Origin of the sequence: Bathymodiolus platifrons methanotrophic gill symbiont, from assembly GCF_002189065.1 — a bacterium.
Lineage (GTDB): Bacteria > Pseudomonadota > Gammaproteobacteria > Methylococcales > Methylomonadaceae > Methyloprofundus.
The window spans coordinates 1-1,105 of the sequence record NZ_BDMN01000594.1 but is presented as its reverse complement, the minus strand read 5'-3'; the positions used below and the strand labels follow the sequence as shown (position 1 = coordinate 1,105).

Sequence of the window (1,105 nt, the reverse complement as noted above, 5' to 3'; positions counted from 1 at the left end):
TGCTTATGTATTTGGCAAGCGTAAAGATGATGTTTTCAAAGAGCTAAAAGCCTTACTGACTCCTTTTGAAATAAGCAGATATTATACAGATGACTGGGGGGCTTATGAGCGAAACTTAGATGTAAATGAACATGAAATAGGCAAACAAAACACTCAAAAAATTGAACGAAAAAACCTAAATTTTAGAACATGGATTAAACGCTTAACGCGTCGAACAATCTGTTTTTCCAAAATAGAACAAATGCATGATATTGTCATTGGACTATTAATTAATAAAGTCGAATTTGGACGAGATATTCATGCCTAATAACAGATTTAACCCACCACCAAAATAACGAACCTGATTGCGCTAACACCAGTACCGCGCAAGATTTATTGGGCTTTTTGCGTAGTAAAGAGTTCATGGCGGTGTTATCGCGCATTTTTAATGTAACAATCACTGATATTAACGTAGCTACCCCAGGCATTAATACTAACTTTTTTCGCCTTGGCGCTAAAGACTTTGTAAAACAACATGCTGACGATTCTCCCGGAAGAGAAATTTGCATGCTCCTGTATTTAAATAAAGACTGGAACATCAATTCTGGTGGTGAGCTAGTATTTATTGGTAAGGACGATAAACAAGTCAGCATCGCACCGTTATACAACCGTTGTGTTTTGTTTGACCCTTCATCGATAGGCTCTGAACATTGGGTGAAAATGCTAAATTCTCAAGAATCAATTGGATATCGATACAACGTGGTAAGTTGGTATTGGTCAGAGTAATTTTCTTTCTAAAACACACCTACCTCAGATAGAACTATCTTGAAAAACACCGTTAGTAAGTAATAAAGGAAAGCAATATGCTATTATGCCCCGCTTATTTCTAAATCCGCATTAAACTGACTCGTTAGTCACTTTCTATCATAACTGATCCGCAAGATGAATAAAAAAATTGAATTATTAGCCCCCGGTGGCGATGTTGAAGCCATTAAAGCAGCCGTTATTGCTGGAGCTAATGCAGTGTATTGTGGTTTAGGAATAAGCACGAAACAACTTCCCGATATTAATTATTCTTGAGGAATTGCCCGGTAATTTCATTTTGGTAAATGTGTATCAAATACAA

At 36.7% G+C, this 1,105-nt stretch carries 3 protein-coding genes; all 3 read left to right on the top strand.

The window, feature by feature from the left end:
- On the top strand, positions 1–307 hold a 307-nt coding region (locus CDZ78_RS20805; protein ID WP_244559297.1), incomplete at its 5' end, for an IS1 family transposase.
- Positions 308–384: 77 nt separating this feature from the next.
- Complete coding sequence (locus CDZ78_RS20800) at positions 385–765, top strand: 2OG-Fe(II) oxygenase (protein WP_244559324.1); 381 nt, start codon at positions 385–387, stop codon at positions 763–765.
- 156 nt (positions 766–921) lie between these two features.
- Entirely contained in the window at positions 922–1,059 is a 138-nt protein-coding gene (locus CDZ78_RS22505; RefSeq protein ID WP_167374437.1) for a hypothetical protein, read from the top strand.
- The last annotated feature ends 46 nt before the right edge of the window (positions 1,060–1,105 follow it).